Source organism: Leyella stercorea (assembly GCF_021531655.1).
Map to the genome: position 1 here is coordinate 20,723 of NZ_JADYUF010000003.1, position 19,794 is coordinate 40,516.

Sequence of the window (19,794 nt, forward strand, 5' to 3'; positions counted from 1 at the left end):
AAAGAAACATTAAACATTAAACATTAATCATTAATCACTAAAGAGCGTGTACAATTGTGGAAAAATAGCTATTATTGGCGGCGGTAGCTGGGCTACTGCAATAGCCAAGATTGTGATAGGTCATACCCATCACATAGGTTGGTATATACGCCGTGACGACAGCATAGAGGAGTTCAAGCGCATCAGCCACAACCCGAATTATCTCACGAGTGTACACTTCAACACAGACGAGATATTCTTCTCGAGCGACATAAACCGCATCGTTGAGGCTTACGACACGCTTGTATTCGTGGTGCCGTCGCCATATCTGAAGAACCATCTCAAGAAACTCAAGACCCGACTGCGCGACAAATTCATCGTCACAGCCATCAAGGGACTCGTGCCCGACGACAACATTGCATGCTCCGAATTCTTCCACGAAGTGTACGATGTGCCCGACGAGAATCTCGCTTGCATCGGCGGACCGTCGCATGCAGAGGAGGTGGCACTCGAACGATTGTCGTACCTCACCGTGGGATGCGCCGACCAGGAGAAGGCGCAGGCCTTCTGCGAAGTGCTCGATTCTGAGTTTATCAAGACAAAGACCTCGTCCGACGTTATCGGCATCGAATACTCATCGGTGCTCAAGAACGTATATGCCATCGCATCAGGCATTTGCAGCGGACTGAAATATGGTGACAACTTCCAGGCGGTGCTCATATCGAACGCCGTTCAGGAAATGTCGCGATTCCTTACAGCCATAAATCCAATTGAACGCAGCGTATATGACTCGGTTTATCTGGGCGACTTGCTCGTGACCGGATACTCAAAGTTCTCGCGCAACCGCACCTTCGGAACAATGATAGGCAAAGGCTACAGCGTGAAGAGCGCACAGATAGAAATGGAAATGATAGCCGAGGGCTTCTTCGGAACCAAGTGTATGAAGGAGAAAAACCGACACTACCATGTGAATATGCCAATCCTCGATGCCGTATATAATATATTGTACGAGCGCATCAGCCCACAGATAGAAATAAAATTGCTCACCGACTCGTTCAGATAACGAATAGTAACAATTTGAATCTATGGGACAGAGAGACGAAAAAGACAAAATGAAAACACGCAAGGAAAAACTTGCGGGCTATTTCTATGATTTGTCTAAACTAATATTTACAGCTATGGTACTTGGAGGAATGTCTCCACTGTATACTGGAGACTTCAAGCCATATACCGTATACGTTGTTTTTGCAGGAATTATATTCACATATATTACTGCATTTTGTGCAAACCGAATTTTAAAGTATTGATAATATGGAAGGATTAGCTCTTATTTTCACTTTAGGCATAATAATTGTTGGTGGATTCCTGGCTTGGACCTACACCAAGAAAGGTGAGGAATGGCTGAAAAACCTCTAATATACAGGAAATTCAAATTATAAATAGTAAATATACAACAAAATGAAAAGTATCAGCTTAGACATTACAAAGGCTGCCCAATTCCTCTCTGAGGGCGCAGTCAAAGCTTATGAACCCCAAGTTATAGCCGCCCAGCAGGCATTGGAAAACGGCACCTGCCCTGGCAACGACTTCCTCGGATGGCTCCACCTTCCGACTTCAATCACACCTGAATTCATTGCCGAACTCCAGAGCGTTGCCAACACTCTTCGCGAGAAATGCGAGGTTGTTGTAGTTGCAGGCATTGGCGGTAGCTACCTTGGTGCTCGTGCCGTTATCGAGGCATTGAGCAACTCATTCGCTTGGCTCGTAGGCGACAAGAAGAATCCTACAGTCGTTTTCGCTGGTAACAATATCGGCGAGGATTATCTCGCTGAGCTCACTTCATATCTCAAGGACAAGAAGTTCGGTGTTATCAACATCTCTAAGTCAGGTACAACTACTGAGACTGCTCTCGCTTTCCGTCTTCTCAAGAAGCAGTGCGAAGACCAGCGCGGTAAGGAAGAGGCTAAGGATGTTATCGTTGCAATCACCGACGCTCATAAGGGTGCTGCACGTGCTGCCGCAACTAAGGAAGGCTACAAGACATTCGTCATTCCTGACAACGTAGGCGGTCGCTTCTCTGTGCTCACACCGGTTGGTTTGCTGCCTATCGCTGTTGCCGGATTCGACATCAAGGCTCTCGTTGGTGGTGCTGCCGATATGGAGAAGGCTACTGGCAAGGACGTTCCGTTCGACCAGAATCCTGCTGCTATCTACGCTGCTGTACGCAACGCTCTCTATGCAGAATCAGGCAAGAAGATTGAGATTCTTGTCAACTATCAGCCCAAACTCCACTACATGAGCGAGTGGTGGAAGCAGCTCTACGGTGAGTCAGAGGGTAAGGACGGCAAGGGTATCTTCCCTGCTTCTTGCGACTTCACTACCGATCTCCACTCTATGGGTCAGTGGATTCAGGAAGGCGAGCGCACTATCTTCGAGACAGTAATCAGCATCGAGACTCCTGAGCACACCTTATTCTTCCCGCACGACGAAGAGAATCTCGACGGACTCAACTTCCTTGAGGGCAAGCGTGTAGACGAGGTTAACAAGATGGCAGAGCTTGGCACACGTCTGGCTCACGTCGATGGCGGCGTACCTAACATCCGTCTCTCTGTACCGCAGCTCAACGAGTACTACCTCGGACAGATCATCTACTTCTTTGAGATTGCTTGCGGCATCAGCGGCAACATCCTCAGCGTTAACCCGTTCAACCAGCCTGGTGTTGAGGCATACAAGAAGAACATGTTCGCTCTGCTCAACAAGCCTGGCTATGAGGCTGAGAGCAAGGCTATTCAGGAGCGTCTTGCTGACGAGAAATAAGCACTATAATCTATAATGAAAAACGGACTGTGAAGAATGTAGCAGTCCGTTTTTTTTAGTGAAAAGGGAAAAGTGAAAAGGTAAAAATCCGATAGCTTTTAGGTAAAAATCCCTACCCTGCCCTTATTCAGCATAGGAAATAAGGCAAAAACAAAAGAACATAACCATTTAATATATGATTAAAGAAGCAATCCAACACTACAAACAGTCGCACGGCTATAGCCAGTTTTCGCCCCGCTGCGTGCTGTTCGACATGGACGGCGTGCTCTACAACTCTATGCCCAACCACGCTGTGGCATGGCACGAAGCAATGAAGCAGTTTGGCATTCATTTCACTGCCGACGACTCATACGCTACAGAGGGAGCTCGTGGAGTTGACACCATTCGCAAATATGTGCTCGAACAGCAAGGCAAAGAGATTTCGAGCGAAGAAGCCCAGCGCATGTACGACGTGAAGACGGAGATATTCCATCATATGCCAATAGCTGAGATATTCCCCGGAGTTATCGACATCATGCAAAAGATAAAGTCGGCAGGAATGACTATAGGTGTAGTGACGGGTAGCGGTCAGCGTCCGCTCATCAAGCGTCTGCTCAACGACTTCGACGGATTTCTTACCGAAGACCACATCGTTACGGCCTACGACGTAGAGCGCGGCAAACCAAATCCCGACCCATACCTAATGGGACTGCGCAAGACAGGCAACAACAATCCGTGGCAAGGCATCGTAGTTGAGAATGCACCATTGGGCGTGCGTGCCGGTTCGGCAGCCAACTGCTTCACCATCGGTATTAATAGCGGACCCCTACCCGACTCTGCCCTCGCAGACAATGGCGCCAACATAGTATTGCAACAGATGACAGAACTGTGCAGCATATGGGACGAACTATTACAAAACATCGACTGATACACAACATCATTTTGCTAATAACACCCTCTAAATTAACATTTTGCGAGTGCAAAATGTTAATTTTTTATCCATACAACAAGGATGATATACAATATTTTTAGTAACTTTGCACCCCGAAAATTCTAAGGTCGTACCTATTAAATATGGCACGACCACTATATAGAGTGCTTGTCAAACCTCTTAAAAAACAAGAAATGCAAACAAACAAGAAACAGGTGAGCGTGCTGTTTATGCTTTTCAGCGTGCTCTTTTGCGTTTGTCTGATTACGGCAAACGTGCTCGAGACAAAGCAACTTTCAATGGGACTGTTCAGTATAACCGGCGGACTGATTGTGTTCCCAATCTCTTACATCATCAACGACTGCGTATGCGAAGTGTGGGGATACGGCAAGGCACGCCTGCTTATATGGCTCGGCTTCGCCATGAACTTCATCTTTGTGGCGTTCGGTGCGCTGTGCGACGCTCTGCCCGCAGCCCCTTACTGGCACAACGACGAGGGCTTTCACGCCATATTCGGACTGGCTCCACGCATAGCCATGGCGTCTTTCCTGGCTTTCCTCGTTGGTTCGTTTGTCAACGCATACGTCATGAGCCGCATGAAGATACAGTCGGGCGGACGCAACTTCTCCGCACGTGCCATCATGAGTACGGTCTACGGTGAGGCAGCCGACTCCATCATCTTCTTCCCACTGGCGCTTGGTGGCGTGGTGCCATTGAAAGAACTGCCCATACTAATCATCTCGCAAGTGATACTGAAGACTCTGTACGAGATACTGGTATTGCCCGTAACCATTCGTGTGGTTAAGGCTGCAAAGCGTCATGAGGGCGAAGATGCATACGACAACGGCATCAACTACAGCATCTGGAAAGTGTTCAGCCTGTAGCAGACGTTTCATCTCACAATACTATATATAACTCATCCGACATTCCGGGTAATTCAAACCATTGCGTTGTATTCCCAGAATGTCGGATGAGTTTTTTATTCTCATTAGTGTTAATTAACGTTTATGGGGGGGTAAAAGAAATATTATGTATATTTTTGCAAACGAAAATTATACCATCAAACGATTTATTGACATTAAATTATTTCTATCATAAACTAATCAAAACAACCAAAGTATGCCAAAGAATCTAAAAGTAGGTATGCTTGTTTGCGCCTCACTGTTGGCGGCAAATGCAGCATACGCTGACAATTCTGCTACACAGGAAAGTTTGCGCATTGAGCAGCATACCAGCAAAATCAAAGGAACTATTGTCGACAGTAAGACCGGTGAGCCAATCATCGGTGCCAGCGTCAAGGTGAAGGGCACAAAACTCGCCACAATCACCGACATTGACGGCAACTTCGAACTGAACGCTCCCGAAGGAGCTCAACTACAGGTGTCGTATGTAGGCTACAAGAACGAGGAGTTTGAGGCTCGCAACGGCATGAAGATTGAAATCCATGAAGACTCAGAGTCGCTGGAAGAAATCGTAGTTGTGGGCTACGGCACACAGAAGAAGGAGAGCCTCACCGGTGCTATGGCAAATATCAAGGCCGATAAACTGAAAGACGTTACTTCTGCTACAGTTGAGAATATGCTCAACGGTAAGGTTTCGGGCGTATATGTAGCACCGGGTTCAGGACGTCCTGGTTCAACAGGTGCTATCGTAATCCGTGGTCAGACTTCTATCAACGGTGCAACAGCTCCATTGTGGGTTGTTGACGGTGTAATCGTGGGCAACTCTGCCGGCGACCTCAACCCTGACGATATCGAATCAATGACAGTACTCAAGGACGCTGCCTCTACCGCTATCTACGGTTCGGAGGGTGCCAACGGTGTTGTTGTTGTCACCACAAAGCAGGCTCGTCACGAGAAGATGGCCATCACACTTTCTGCCAAGGCAGGTGCAAGCACACTCAGCCGTGGCAATATGGAGATGATGGACGGTGCCGAGTTCTACGACTACTACAAGTCGTTCCAGAATGTAGAGGCTGTGAACTTCCCACGCTGGAACGAAGACTTGCGCAACTCTAACTTCGACTGGTTCAAACTTGCCAAGAAGACTGGTTCTACTCAAGACTATAACGTGACTCTTAATGGCGGTAACGAGAAGATGCAGTCGATGTTCACCATGGGCTACTTCAAGGAAGAAGGTGCTGTGAAGGGCTACGACCTCAGCCGCTACAGCACACGTATCAAGGTGGTATACAAGCCTTACGAGTGGCTTACCATCAAGCCTAACCTCAGCGGATCGCGTACTACAGATACCGACCGTCAGTACAGTGTAGGCGCTATGTACTCTATGTTGCCATGGGATAATCCGTTTGATGAGAATGGTAATCCTGTACCAAACCAATACGAGGGATGGGTTAACTCTAAGGGTTCAAACTATCTCTATGACCTCTCGAAAGGCAACTACGGCTCAAGCTGCTCATACGACCTTGCAGGTGGATTCGACTTTGACATAAAGATTATGCCATGGCTCACATTCTCATCTGTAAACAACTACAGCTACTACAACAGCCAGTCGCATGGCTATACCGACCCGAAGTCGGTAGGTGGCGAAGGTGTTGACGGACGTATCACAGAATATAACTACAACACAACACGTCGCTATACCAACCAGTTGCTGCGCTTCCAGAAGTCATGGGGCAAGCACAACGTAAACGGTCTGTTGGCTTACGAATTCAACGACTGGGAAATGAAGTTTACCGACGTTTACGCTACTGGTTTTCTTTCAGGTTTTGAGGACTTCACAACAACATCAAAGCCCGAAAAGGCCAACGGCTATCGTCAGGCATGGGCTAAGCAGTCGTACTTCACACAGTGGCGCTACAACTACGACAACCGCTACTTCGGTGAGGTTTCTCTGCGTCGTGATGGTCGCTCTAACTTCGGTTCGAACAACCGCTACGGAAACTTCTTCTCATTCAGTGGTGCATGGAACATGAACAACGAGAGCTGGTTTAAGGCTCAATGGGTAGACATGCTCAAGCTGCGTGCATCATTTGGTTCGGTAGGTAACGTGCCCACATCACTCTATCCGTCGTATTCGCTCTACTCTGTAGGCGCTTCATACAACGAACAGTCGGGCGCACTCATCTCGCAGATTGGCAACAAGGACCTCACATGGGAGAAGACATTCACAACGGGTGTCGGCGTAGATGCTGCTTTCTTCCAGAATCGCCTTACAGCCACTCTCGACTTCTACGTTAAGAACACAAGCAACATTCTCTATCAGGTGCCTGTAACTGGTCTTGTAGGTGTGACATCTATCTGGAAGAACATCGGCAAGATGCGCAACACAGGTGTTGAGCTTACCATCGGTGGCGACATCATCCGCACAAAGGACCTCACATGGAACGTTACAGCTAACATCTCACACAACAGCAACGAACTGCGCGACCTCTACAAGCAGCGCGATGCCAATGGCAACTATGTTGTTAAGCCAGTGATTGTCAGCGACGGTACAACCATTGCTGGTACAGCACAGCGCATTCTTGAGATTGGCGAGCCAGTAGATACATATTACATGAAGGAATGGGCTGGTGTTAATCCTGAAGACGGAAAGCCACAGTGGTACACTAACGATGCCGACGGCAACAAGGTGGTTACCGACAGCTACTCTAAGGCTTCTTACTACAAGTGTGGCAAGTCGTCGCCCGACGTTTACGGCAGCTTCAGCACATCGGTATTCTATAAGAACTTCGATCTTCAAGCCAACTTCGGCTACTCGCTCGGTGGACAGATCTATAGCTACTTCCGTCAGGAGTACGACTCGGACGGTGCATACGCAGGCGACCGCAACCAGATGAAACTACAGAAAGGTTGGTCACGCTGGCAGAAGCCTGGCGACAAGGCTACCCATCCGCGCGCAATGTACAACAACCAGGACAAGGGCAACCTCGCCTCTTCACGTTATCTCGAAAGCTCAGACTATCTGAAGCTTCGCTCGCTGACACTGGGCTACAACTTCAATCTCAAGAAGTATGGCATCCAGACACTGCGCCTCTCTGTATCAGGCGAAAACCTCTTCTGCATCACCGACTACTCGGGTGTTGATCCTGAGCTTCCTGCCGACAGCAACGACAAGGGCGTGCTCAGCGTTACAAGCACTGGCGGTGTATCAGTATACCCAGCCGTACGCAAGTTTATGTTCGGTGTTAACTTAACTTTCTAAAAACCAGACTACAATGAAAATGAAAAAAAGTATATTGGCTCTCATGCTCGGAGCGACATTATTCGGTTCGTGCGACATAGAGCGTTTTCCGACCTACAACATGTCGGACGAACAGATAAAGAACGACCCGGCAGGCAATCTCGACGCATTGCTCAACGGTATGTACGCGCAGCTCAAGTCGTGGTCGGACCCAATGCACCGTTGCGGTGAATACGCTGGCGACAACATGGTGATTCGTGGCTCGTCAACCGATGCCTTCTTCGAATTCATCAGCTACTCGCGTACACCTAACAACTATCGTCTGCAGAGCTTCTGGGACTCTGGCTACAAGGCCATTGCACAGGCTTCAAACATTATACAGATGGTGTCTGAAGGTCAAGGAGCAGAAGTAGACAACGCTCTCGGCGAGTGCTACTATGTACGTGGTATGATGTACTTCTACCTCTGCCGTGCCTACGGCCGTCCATACTACCAGGCTCCATCTAAAAACCTCGGTGTGCCTCTCGTAAACGGTACACCCGACAACATTCTAGACCTTCAGCTCAGCGACCGTGCTACTGTAGAGAACACTTACAAGCAGGCTATTGACGACCTTAAGAAGGCAGAGCAGCTGCTCTCTGTAAACCGTGGTCCGGCTTACGCTTCTAAGGCTGCCGCACAGGCTATGCTCTCACGCGTTTACCTCTATATGAGCGGTACATATGAGAATCCTAACCGTGAGTATGCTCAGCTTGCTAAGGAATATTCTGATAAGGTTATAGGCAACTCCGACTACGAATTGCTTCCACGTGAGGACTTCATGCTTTACAACACTCTGCGTCCTGAGGACAACAAGGAGTCTATCTTCGTTGTTAAGCGTGTAGCTTCAGAGTTCTCTGGATGGGACCACTACTATGGTATCGGCGGTATGTACTCTAACATCGGCGGTATGGGCTGGGGCGAGATGTACGCCAGCCAGAAGTATATCGACCTGCTCAATGAGACCGGACGTAACGATTGGCGTCCTGCATCTAAGAAGATTGTAGACGCTCGAGCCAACTTCATCGAGCCTACTTACACTGCCGACAACAAAGAGGTATTCCGTTTCATATATGTAGGAAGCGACAACAACAAGCATTATGCTCAGTTTGACACAAAGCACACTGGCAACAAGATTACTTGTGTTGACAAAGAAGGCACGTCATACGACCTTACTGTGGTTGACGCTACAGCACAGTACTATACCATCAACTACGGTGGCAAGACCTATCAGGGTATGCTCGACAACTACATCACAGTAAACCGTGAGTATCCACAGTTCTACATCGTGAAGTGCTCGCGCGAGGGCGAGGACTCTCAACTCCACTCTCCTGTCATCAGCCGTTTGGGCGAGATCTATCTCAACCGTGCTGAGGCTCTTGCCAAGCTTGGCAACTATGCCGATGCCGAGAAAGACCTCAACAAGATTCGCGGACGTGCCATCGTGGGCGGCGAATATCCAGAAGGCACACTGAACGCTGAAAATGCATTCACCCTAATTGACAAGGAGCGCCAGCTTGAGTTGGCTTATCAAGCAGAGCGCAGCTACGACGTATTCCGCAACGGTCATGCTTTGACACGCGACTATCCAGGTCCTCACAACCAGCATGAGGTGGTTAAGGCTTCTGACTACCGTGTGACATACTACATCCCACAGAACGCTATCAACGCTTATCCGGGCACACTCACTCAGAATCCAACTGACGACAGTGGCGTAATCATGCAGTAAAGCAAACACGTAATGGAAACAAAAGTTGTTTGCTGAAACGACAAAAAACAACATAAATCAAGGCTGAAACTTCTCACGAGGTTTCAGCCTTTTTTTGTATATACTTGAACAAAAAAAGTAATACGTATTCATTGGCAAACGAAGACGTATTCATCGGCAAACGAAGACGTATTCATTTTTGAGGTAAATTGACAATAAAAATTCGTAAGGCAAGATATTCGTCAATATCCATAAATTTCTGTAACTTTGCACCAAACAAAATCAATTATAGATATGGCAGCAAACAATGAAAACCGACGCGACGAGGGTCTGCAGGCTCTCGGCGCAAAAACCAAATATCGTGACGACTACGCACCCGAAGTTCTCGAATCGTTCGTCAACAAGCATCAGGGTAATGACTATTGGGTAAGATTCAACTGCCCCGAATTCACATCATTGTGTCCCATCACCGGACAGCCCGACTTTGCAGAGATACGCATCAGCTATGTGCCCGACGTACGAATGGTAGAGAGCAAGAGCTTGAAGCTTTATCTGTTCAGCTTCCGCAACCACGGCGACTTCCACGAGGACTGTGTCAACATCATCATGAAAGACCTCATAAAGCTGATGGACCCGAAATACATCGAAGTGACTGGCATTTTCACTCCGCGCGGAGGCATCAGCATCTGGCCGTACGCCAACTATGGCAAGCCCGGAACAAAATGGGAGAAACTGGCAGAAGAGCGTTTTGCCAAGCACGACATTTAAGAAAACAACGACTTAAAACACACAAATGGAAAATAAGAAGACATACACTTACGACGAAGCCTACAAGGCTTCACTCGAATACTTTGCCGGTGACGAACTGGCTGCGCGCGTATGGGTGAGCAAGTATGCCATGAAGGACAGCTTCGGCAACATCTACGAGCAATCGCCCGAAGACATGCACTGGCGACTGGCACGCGAAATAGCACGCATCGAAAACAAATATCCCAACCCGATGAGCGAGCGTGAGGTGTTCGACCTGCTCGACCACTTCCGCTACATCATTCCTGCCGGCAGTCCGATGACTGGCATCGGCAACGACCACCAGATTGCTTCGCTCAGCAACTGCTTCGTTATCGGCATCGAAGGCGACGGTGACTCATACGGAGCCATTATGCGTCTGGATGAAGAGCAGGTGCAGCTGATGAAGCGCCGTGGCGGAGTAGGCCACGACCTCTCGCAGATCCGTCCCAAAGGTTCGCCCGTTGCCAATTCGGCTCTTACCTCTACCGGACTCGTGCCGTTTATGGAACGCTACAGCAACTCTACACGCGAAGTGGCACAGGACGGCCGTCGTGGTGCGCTGATGTTGTCTGTCAGCATCAAGCACCCGGACAGTGAGGCTTTCATCGATGCCAAGATGACCGAGGGAAAGGTTACCGGTGCCAACGTGAGCGTTAAGATTGACGACCAGTTCATGCAGGCTGCAGTTGACGACAAGCCCTACACACAGCAGTTCCCGATAGATTCAGACAATCCTATCGTGAAGAAGGACATCTCAGCCAAGCAGCTTTGGGAGAAGATTGTACACAATGCTTGGAAGAGTGCCGAGCCGGGAGTACTGTTCTGGGACACCATTCTGCGCGAAAGTATTCCCGACTGCTATACCGACCTCGGATTCCAAACCGTCAGCACCAACCCATGTGGCGAGATACCTCTCTGTCCTTACGACTCGTGCCGACTGCTTGCCATCAACCTCTACGCATACATCAAGAATCCGTTTACACCCGAGGCAAGCTTCGACTTCGACCTCTTCAAGGAGCACGTGGCTAAGGCACAGCGCATCATGGACGACATTGTCGACCTTGAACTTGAGAAGATCGACCTCATCATGGACAAGATTAGCCACGACCCGCAATGCGACGACATCAAGCATGCCGAGTATCATCTGTGGGAGAAGATAAAGGACAAGAGTTCGAAGGGACGCCGCACCGGTGTGGGCATAACAGCCGAAGGCGACATGCTTGCAGCCATGGGACTGCGCTACGGCACCGAAGAGGCAACAGCATTCAGCGTCGACGTACACCGCACACTGGCTCTTACAGCCTATGCATCGTCTGTACAGATGGCTAAAGAGCGAGGAGCGTTCGCCATATTCGACGCCGAACGCGAGAAGAACAATCCCTTCCTGCTGCGCATAAAGGATGCCGACCCTCAGCTCTACAGCGACATAATGACTTACGGACGTCGCAACATTGCGTGTCTCACCATAGCTCCTACGGGCACAACATCGCTCATGACACAGACCACAAGCGGTATCGAACCGGTATTCATGCCCGTATACAAGCGTCGCCGCAAGGTAAATCCCAACGATGCCGACGTACACGTAGACTTCGTAGACGAAGTGGGCGACTCGTTTGAGGAATACATCGTCTACCACAAGAAGTTCCTCGAATGGATGCGCATCAACGGCATCGACACCGAGAAGCGCTACACCCAGGAAGAGATTGACGAGATCGTGGCACGCTCACCTTATTATAAAGCCACAGCCAACGATGTCGACTGGCTTATGAAGGTGCGCATGCAGGGAGCCATACAGAAATGGGTGGACCACTCTATCAGCGTAACTGTCAACCTGCCAAACAACGTCGACGAAGCTCTGGTCAACCGTCTGTACGTAGAGGCATGGCGCTCGGGATGCAAGGGATGCACCATCTATCGCGACGGCTCACGTTCGGGCGTTATGATAGCAGTAAGCAAGAAGGACAAGAAGAAGAAGAGTGCCGCACAACCTGCCAACGACAAGGTGACAGTTCTTGCCAACGTGCTTGCCGTAACGGAGACACGTCCGCGCGAACTGGAGTGCGACGTGGTGCGATTCCAGAACAACCGCGAGAAGTGGGTGGCATTTGTCGGACTGCTCGACGGCTATCCTTACGAGATATTCACGGGTCTGCAGGACGACGAGGAGGGTATAGCTCTGCCCAAGACCGTCACCAAGGGACGCATCATCAAGCAGGTCAACGCAGACGGAACCAAGCGTTACGACTTCCAATTTGAAAACAAGCGTGGTTACAAGACCACCGTCGAGGGACTCTCAGAGAAGTTCAACCCCGAATACTGGAACTACGCCAAGCTCATCTCGGGCGTATTGCGCTATCGTATGCCTATCGACCACGTGATAAAACTTGTAGCATCGCTGCAGCTCAACGACCAGAGCATCAACACATGGAAGAACGGTGTGGAGCGAGCCTTGAAGAAATACATAGCCGACGGCACCGCTGCCAAGGGTCAGGTTTGTCCCGTATGCGGACAGGAAACGCTCGTTTATCAGGAGGGTTGCCTCATCTGCAAGAACTGCGGAGCCTCGCGCTGCGGATAACACAAAAAGGGACTGCTTGCAAAAGTAGTCCTTTTGCACTCCAAATGTAGTCCTTTTGCACTCCAAATGTAGTCCTTTTGCACTCCAAAAGGGGTCCTTTTACAACGCAAAAGGGGTCCTTTTACAATGCAAAGAGGGTCCTTTTACAATGCAAAGAGGGTGTGTCAAAAGTTTAAGCAGCACGCCCCGAAAGGGCAGAAGCACATAGCCCAGGGTAACACCCTGAGTGATAATTCCCAAACAACCAAACGCCCTGCAAGGGCAAAAGCGTTAATAATCAATGCTTTTGCCCTCACAGGGCGTTTGGGTTACTATCTATCCGTACACCCAGGGCAGATGCCCTGGGCTATGAGCTTATTGGGCTTTCAGCCCGTATAATAGACTTTTGACACACCATCTTTTTTATCACTCTATTTCAATTCACTCAAAACGAAGGCTATTGTATATGAAAACACTTACAAATTCCTTTATCCACATTAATAATATACGCCTGCACGCACGCCACGGAGTGCTGCCGCAGGAGCAGCTCACGGGCAACGACTATATAATAAATGTACGCGTAGGCTATGACATTTCGCGCGCAATGCAAACCGACGACGTAGCCGACACGCTCAACTACGCCGAGGTTTACAACATCATAAAGGAGGAGATGAGCACTCCATCAAAGCTCATAGAGCACGTGGCAGGACGCATAGCCGACCGACTGCTCGACCACTATGCCGACATCAACTCCATAATGCTGCGCATCACCAAATGCAATCCGCCAATGGGTGCCGACTGCGATGGCGCTGGCGTAGAAATCAACGTAACTCGCCCTAAATAGGACTTCTATTGTAATCAGAATTATCTTTACATATATAGGAGGAGAGTGAAAATACAATAACAACCGATTTAGGTGTCTTCGGTGGATAATGCCACTGCATAGTGTATAGACCCTTTATTGCAATATACACCGTTGTGTGGATATAATGGCCAATTGCCCAAATATGGCGATAGTGGTGCTAAATCTCATAAAAAAACATAGATTTAGCACCACTATCGCCACTTTTGGGTAATCTTAGGTGTCTTCGGTGAATAATGCCGCTGCATAGTGTATAGACCCTTTATTGCAAATACCCGAACTAAAGTAACGGGTGAACCGCTTCTTAATGTTGCGTATTTAGAAGTTCTGGCTTTCCCGCTTTAGTCGGAACTCTCGCAGCACATCACAACGCCGTGTGTAGTCGTCAATAGCGTTGGGATAGGCCTTGGCAAACATGTCAAGGTCGCTCAAAGCCATATATTGTGCCGACTTAGGATGCATCACCAGCAGCTCCTTATAGCCGTTGCTGGTATCGTACTCGACAGTTGCCCACGGCTCTACAGGCATGAAAGCCAGAGCATACAGAGAACGGTAGCGCAACCGAACGTCGTCCGACTGCTTGGCAACATTCAGATACTTCACCGTCTCGGCAGCAAAGTCCTTCTCCCACGAGCGTGCCGAATCCATTACGCTGTGATAGTAATGCGTCAGATACCAGCAGTCGCCATAGCACGAAGCCTGATAATAGCGCACGGCAAGGTCGTAAGCCATCTGCTGCTTGGCGCTGCCTTCACGTGCAAGACTGTATCGGCTTAGGCGGTCGGTCATGTCAATACAGAAGTCGAGCTTTGCGTTGCGGGTCACCTTCGCAGGCTCATAAGCCTCCTCCACCCTCTGCTTGCCAAACCAACGGGGCGTGTCGTAGTGGCGTTGCGAACTGTAAATGCTAATCATCTGAGTGGAAAGCAGCGACATACCGACCTTCTTCAGATAAGGAATGGCATCGGCAAAGCGCCCTTCAGCAATTAGTTTTGTGCCGATGAGATCGTTGAAGTAGTCGGCATCGTGGTAGGTGTTCTGCGTGCAGTAGGTCTCGAAAGCGTTGGTATGGGGCGTTGACAGATACTGATAATAGTCGGCAAGGCGGTCGGCTTTAAGACTGTCCATCTTGCTGAAATACTCGTTCCACGGACCATACGACACATTATTATTATATTTGCCTTCAGCATTCATCATGGCACACAGCGCCAGAGCCGTGTTGTCCATGCCCACCTTGCGGAATAGCGGTTCCAATCCACGATGCACCACGCGGTCCTTTACGTCGGCATAGTGATTGTCATAACCGCTTTCGGTGCCACCCTCTTCCTTTATCTTGGCATCAAGCCAATGGAATTCGGCAAGCAGATAGTCGGTATATTCGGCAGTCGGCTTGTTTGTACGGGTAGACACGAGCAGACGTATGGCACGTGCATTGTCGCGCATGCGTTCCGTTCCGTCAGCCTCAACAGCCTTGTCGGCTTCGGCTATGGCACGTTGGCTGTTGCCTATCAGATAGTCGACCATACTTGCAGCAGCCAGCCACAGGCTTGGCGACTTCACCTTGGCATTGGCAGCGGCATCGACGGCAAACTGCACGAACGCCATCGCCTCCTTGCGGTACACCTGTTTGGCATCAATAGTCTTAAACCATTCGGCATCATCAAATCCTGCCGCCTTCTGGTCTAGCGTCTCCTGCACATTGTTGACAAAGTCCTGTACAAGGAAATGCAGCGTTGTGGCGTTTGGATTTTGTGCGAATATGGTACGTATGCCTGCCAGGTTGCGGAAGTTGCGCATCACGGTCTTGATTGACTGCACGTCGCCCTGCTCGGCATAAATGTTGCAGGCACGTGTGCGCTGACCGCTCTTGAGCAAAGCCCGTGCATAGATGTTGCGCATGGTATTGCGCCACGGACTCTCGGCAAGGCGCGAAGCCGTAGAGTTCCATAATGCAATATTGGCATTGTTGTAGCCCAACATCATATTGGCACGCATTTGCAGCAGCACATACTGCGGTCGGAGCGCCGTGCCACGATAAGCCTTTGCAGCAGCCAGCACATTCTGAAATGACTTCTGCCGTTGTGCCATCTGCTGCTTCGTGGGATAGTTCCATGCATCTGCAGTATACGCCTCGCACGTCTTGAAGTAGCGGTTGAACAGCGTGAGATAAGCTATCATAGCCGTGTCGTTCTTCTTTCGGGCGGTGGACATAATCTCGTCACGGTTCCACTTGTAGAATCCTATGCCACAGGGACCGTCGTTGCCTGTGTAAGTCTGCCAATAACGGTCGATGTCATAGAGAAATGCGGGTCCGTCGGTGAGTGCGTTGTGGCGATAGACCGAGAACATATAACGGTTGTGCGTAGGTCCTTCGGAGACGCAAGCCGTTGAGTTGGTGAACGGCAGGGCTGCAATCAAACTACATATTAAGAATCTTTTCATAATCTTTGCGTTTAAATCGGTTGATGTTATTGTTGTTGAGATCAAAAAGTATTATCTCGTTGTTGGCATCAGGTCGGCGACTACCTATTACATTAACGGCTTCGATGATGTCGGCAGCCGACGGTTGGCGTACAGCGATAGAGTCGCTTGGCAGTATGGGATATTCGCCATCGTGATGGATGAAGCCCACAAACCTGCCTCCACGAAACAGTATGCGCCATGCGAATATGGGGTAAGCCGTGCTGAGCTTCAGCTTGTAGTCCTTCAGACGGGGCAGGTATGGGGCGGCATCGTGCATGTCGAGTATCGGCTTATGACATTCTATATCTGTTGCATCGCCCGTATTGTACATCATCAGCACGCCTCGATCGGCAGGCGGAGGTGTCTGCGCAAGCTGATGCAGACGTATGGTTGACGAGAGTTTCAGGTGTCGGTTGTGGCACTCGCCGAGCATAGCCTGCATGAATTCGGCATACAGCAGACGTGTCGAGCGGGTCCAGTCGCAGTCAATCTGTATCTCCCTTACGTTATGCACGTCGTTGGTCTCGTTCATCTGCACCACACGCTTGACGATGAGCGCAGCCAATTGTTGGCGGTCTTGCCTTAGACATTCGGGCATGACGAATACCGTAGGCACAACGTCGATGCCCTGTGGCACACATGTAGCAAACTTCAACGTAGCATTAGGAACCGCCCTGCCACTCGCATCCGTCACCACATCAAAATAGCGTATGTACATTCGCGAGATGTCGTAACGACGAATGAATGCCGACTTTGTATAGTCAATATTCAGCGTTGTGCTCCAATAATATACCGAACGCACCGTTGTAGACATCGGTTTCGGCTTGCTGCACGACAACGTCAATCCCATCGACAACAGGAAACATACAACAGCCGAGCTTAACTTGATTGTCATTTTTTACGTTTGTCTATTTTACTTTATTATATTGCGAATTTACGCAAAATCAAAGACAAAGCAAAATATACTTACATGTTTTTGTCGGTTTCACGCAGTTATTAACGATTAATTCGCTAACTTTGCACCTAAAATTGTTGCAGTTCAGACATTTGGACCAACCAACCGCACCACATTTATGGCAAAGAAATTATTGCTCTTCATATTTCTCATTATATCGTTAGTATCGTCAGCAGCCGATGCCAACCGCAAATTCACGCTTTGCATCGACCCAGGACATGGAGGTAAGGACACAGGTGCACCCGGAAGCAAATCGGTAGAAAAGAACATCAACCTCAGCGTGGCGCTCGCATTCGGACGCTATGTGGAGCGCAACTGTCCCGACGTGACGGTTGTATATACGCGCAAGACCGACGTGTTCATACCATTGTACGAGCGCGCCGAAATAGCCAATCGAAAGAAAGCCGACCTGTTCATATCGGTACACACCAACGCATTGAAGGGCAACCACAGCATGCGAGGATTCGAAACATACACCTTGGGCGACGGACGCTCGCACGCTAAAAAGGAAAACCTTGAGGTGGCAAAACGCGAGAACTCCGTAATCCTGCTTGAGAAAGACTATCAGCAGCACTACGTTGGATTCGATCCCAACTCGCCCGAGAGCAACATCATGTTCGAATTCATCCAGGACAAGAACCTGACACGAAGCATAGAGTTTGCCAAGATGCTGCAAACGCACGTGTGCCGCGCAGCCAACCGACCCAACAAGGGCGTGCATCAGCAGAACCTTGCCGTGCTTCGACTCACATCTATGCCAGCCTGTCTGATTGAGTTGGGCTACATCTCAACCCCCGAAGAGGAGCGCATGCTCAACGACAAGGCGCAGGTGGACAATATGGCACGTGGCATATACAACGCCTTCGTACAATACAAGAACAAGTACGACACACGCATGACGGTGCCTTACAAGACAATATCCGACTCCATATCCGAAACTCCCGAACCGGTACAGACCACCGGGACGGACAATACGGATATGCAGGCAAGCACCGACAACCCCAATAAGGACAACGCTGACAACACAGCCAATCCCGAACGAAACCCGAAACCATCCCGAACAAACAATGCCGAGAAAAAGCCCGCAAAAACGCAGACTGTAGCCCGACCAACCGGAAGAATTGACAAGACACAGCCAGTATTCAAGGTGCAGATAATAGCTGCACAACGACAGCTGAAAGCAGGCGACCATAACTTCCGCGGACTTGAGGGATGCGAGTTCTATCAGGAGAACGGAATGGTGAAGTATACCTACGGAGCCTCAAACAACTACAACGAGATATACCGCTTGCGCAAGGCTATACTCGACAAGTTCCCCGGAGCATTCATCATAGCATTCAAGAACGGAGACAAGATGGATGTGAACCAGGCAATACGCGAATTCAAACAAAACAGAAACAAATAAACAATCAACAGAATATTATGAAAGGATTTACGAAAGAAGTGAAAATAGCACTCGTCGCTATCGTGGGAGTTATTATACTGTTCTTCGGAATGAATTTTCTGAAAGGGCTCAACATCTTCTCGTCAACCGACGACTACTACATAGAATTCAAAGACATAAGCGGACTGTCAACATCAAGCCCCATCTACGCTGACGGATTCAAAGTGGGTACAGTCAAGGATGTCATCTACGACTATGCGGGCGACAAACCTACTCGTGTGCTTGTAGGACTCGACAAGGCCATGCGTATTCCTGCTGGCTCTACAGCCGAAATCGAGAGCGACTTTATGGGCAACATCAAGGTCAACCTGCTGCTCGCCAACAATCCACGCGAACGTGTCATGCCTGGAAGCACTATCAAGGGCTACGTCAACGGCGGCGCTCTTGGCAAAGCAGCCGACATGATTCCGAATATAGAGAAAATGCTGCCAAAGCTCGACAGCATTCTCGGCAGCCTCAACACTCTGCTTGCCGACCCAGCCCTCGCACAGTCGCTGCACAACGTACAGACCATCACGGGCAATCTCACCACTTCTACCGCCGAACTCAACAAACTCATGGCTTCGCTCAACAAGGGCGTTCCGGTAATGATGGCCAAGGCAGACGGAGTGCTCGACAATACCCACAAGCTGACATCCAACCTCGCCGCTATCGACATACAGAATACAATGCGTCAGGTAGACCAGACTATTAATAATGTACAGGAACTCACCGCCAAGCTCAACAGCAACAACGGTACACTCGGATTGCTCATGAACGACCCCTCGCTCTACAACAATCTCAATTCAACCATGTGTAGCGCCGACTCGCTCCTGACCAACCTCAGACAGCACCCGAAGCGCTATGTACACTTCTCTCTGTTCGGAAAGAAGGACAAGTAAGCAATATAGATTCTGTATAAATAACGACAAGATAATGTTTCACGGCTTCAGACTCGCTCTGAAGCCGATTGTTTCAATATCTTAGCAAGATTGTAAACAATGTTTCACCAACAAGGCTTAAAAATCGCATAAACTACGTAACTATCAGAAAATCAACATTTTCACGCCAAAGACATGTTTATACGTCCCGTAATTTATTAAAAAAGCTAACTGTCGGTAAATAAAGCTGTTAACAAACTTTGGTTAA

Annotated in this window: 14 protein-coding genes; 12 read left to right on the forward strand and 2 right to left on the reverse strand. The window is 49.2% G+C overall.

The features are described 5' to 3' along the window. Positions 1-46 precede the first annotated feature (46 nt). From I6E49_RS01475 to folB, 10 genes are all read left to right on the forward strand, one after another. On the forward strand, positions 47-1,042 hold the full coding sequence (locus I6E49_RS01475; RefSeq protein WP_235400063.1) for an NAD(P)H-dependent glycerol-3-phosphate dehydrogenase: 996 nt from the start codon (positions 47-49) through the stop codon (positions 1,040-1,042). A gap of 22 nt (positions 1,043-1,064) precedes the next feature. Further along, positions 1,065-1,286: a hypothetical protein gene (locus I6E49_RS01480; RefSeq protein WP_235400064.1), complete on the forward strand. Its 222-nt coding sequence runs from the start codon at positions 1,065-1,067 to the stop codon at positions 1,284-1,286. 151 nt (positions 1,287-1,437) lie between these two features. After that, on the forward strand, positions 1,438-2,796 hold the full coding sequence (locus tag I6E49_RS01485; protein ID WP_235400065.1) for a glucose-6-phosphate isomerase: 1,359 nt from the start codon (positions 1,438-1,440) through the stop codon (positions 2,794-2,796). A gap of 175 nt (positions 2,797-2,971) precedes the next feature. Next, positions 2,972-3,703, forward strand: a complete 732-nt coding sequence (locus tag I6E49_RS01490) for an HAD family hydrolase (RefSeq protein WP_235400066.1) — start codon at positions 2,972-2,974, stop codon at positions 3,701-3,703. Positions 3,704-3,900: 197 nt separating this feature from the next. After that, complete coding sequence (locus I6E49_RS01495; protein WP_235393536.1) at positions 3,901-4,590, forward strand: queuosine precursor transporter; 690 nt, start codon at positions 3,901-3,903, stop codon at positions 4,588-4,590. Between the two features lie 259 nt (positions 4,591-4,849). Beyond that, positions 4,850-7,870 carry a SusC/RagA family TonB-linked outer membrane protein gene (locus I6E49_RS01500; RefSeq protein ID WP_441006953.1) on the forward strand — a complete coding sequence of 1,007 codons (3,021 nt, stop codon included), beginning with the start codon at positions 4,850-4,852 and terminating at the stop codon, positions 7,868-7,870. A 19-nt stretch (positions 7,871-7,889) separates the two neighbouring features. Beyond that, positions 7,890-9,617 carry a RagB/SusD family nutrient uptake outer membrane protein gene (locus I6E49_RS01505; RefSeq protein ID WP_235400068.1) on the forward strand — a complete coding sequence of 576 codons (1,728 nt, stop codon included), beginning with the start codon at positions 7,890-7,892 and terminating at the stop codon, positions 9,615-9,617. A gap of 273 nt (positions 9,618-9,890) precedes the next feature. Next, positions 9,891-10,364 (forward strand): preQ(1) synthase, encoded by a 474-nt coding sequence (gene queF, locus I6E49_RS01510; RefSeq protein ID WP_235400069.1) that lies wholly within the window; start codon positions 9,891-9,893, stop codon positions 10,362-10,364. A 25-nt stretch (positions 10,365-10,389) separates the two neighbouring features. Next, complete coding sequence (locus I6E49_RS01515; protein WP_235400070.1) at positions 10,390-12,963, forward strand: adenosylcobalamin-dependent ribonucleoside-diphosphate reductase; 2,574 nt, start codon at positions 10,390-10,392, stop codon at positions 12,961-12,963. A 445-nt stretch (positions 12,964-13,408) separates the two neighbouring features. Then, the gene (folB, locus tag I6E49_RS01520) at positions 13,409-13,786 is read left to right on the forward strand and encodes a dihydroneopterin aldolase (protein ID WP_235400071.1); all 378 of its coding nucleotides are present in this window, start codon (positions 13,409-13,411) and stop codon (positions 13,784-13,786) included. A gap of 336 nt (positions 13,787-14,122) precedes the next feature. Here folB and I6E49_RS01525 read toward each other — a convergent pair whose 3' ends face one another. Together I6E49_RS01525 and I6E49_RS01530 are read right to left on the reverse strand one after the other, a co-directional pair. Beyond that, the gene (locus I6E49_RS01525) at positions 14,123-16,246 is read right to left on the reverse strand and encodes a hypothetical protein (RefSeq protein ID WP_235400072.1); all 2,124 of its coding nucleotides are present in this window, start codon (positions 16,244-16,246) and stop codon (positions 14,123-14,125) included. Continuing rightward, positions 16,224-17,162, reverse strand: a complete 939-nt coding sequence (locus I6E49_RS01530; protein ID WP_235400073.1) for a hypothetical protein — start codon at positions 17,160-17,162, stop codon at positions 16,224-16,226. Before I6E49_RS01530 ends, I6E49_RS01525 begins: the two co-directional genes overlap by 23 nt. A gap of 178 nt (positions 17,163-17,340) precedes the next feature. On the opposite strand from I6E49_RS01530, the gene I6E49_RS01535 reads away from it, so the two are divergent. Together I6E49_RS01535 and I6E49_RS01540 are read left to right on the forward strand one after the other, a co-directional pair. After that, complete coding sequence (locus tag I6E49_RS01535; protein WP_235400074.1) at positions 17,341-18,627, forward strand: N-acetylmuramoyl-L-alanine amidase family protein; 1,287 nt, start codon at positions 17,341-17,343, stop codon at positions 18,625-18,627. Positions 18,628-18,644: 17 nt separating this feature from the next. After that, positions 18,645-19,547 (forward strand): MlaD family protein, encoded by a 903-nt coding sequence (locus I6E49_RS01540; RefSeq protein ID WP_235400075.1) that lies wholly within the window; start codon positions 18,645-18,647, stop codon positions 19,545-19,547. The last annotated feature ends 247 nt before the right edge of the window (positions 19,548-19,794 follow it).